The sequence below is a fragment of the Pseudomonas sp. HY7a-MNA-CIBAN-0227 genome (genome assembly GCF_040310325.1).
GTDB lineage: Bacteria > Pseudomonadota > Gammaproteobacteria > Pseudomonadales > Pseudomonadaceae > Aquipseudomonas.
In genome coordinates this window covers 1-242 of the sequence record NZ_JBEOPT010000324.1, presented here as the reverse complement: position 1 = coordinate 242, position 242 = coordinate 1, and the positions used below count along the sequence as shown (strand labels likewise).

The window sequence follows — 242 nt, the reverse complement described above, 5'->3', positions numbered from 1 at the left end:
GACTATGTCTTTGCCCCAAGTATCGCTGAGATGTACCCAGTAATGCCGCCACCGACCTCTGTTCTTGCTGGCGGCATTACCACGCAATTATGTGGTCAATCGCGCCCTGGGCACTTTGATGGTGTGGGCATTGTTGTCTCCAAGTTATTTAATATCGTGCAACCTGGTGTGGCAGTATTTGGACAAAAAGATTACCAGCAATTAGCCATCATTAAGCAACTGGTGCGTGATTTAAGCTATCC

The 242-nt window shown here is 47.5% G+C and carries 1 protein-coding gene; it reads left to right on the top strand.

The window, feature by feature from the left end; translation table 11 throughout:
• Positions 1–242 (top strand): pantoate--beta-alanine ligase (locus AAEZ06_RS28115; protein WP_350617475.1); only part of this gene is annotated, 242 nt, incomplete at both ends.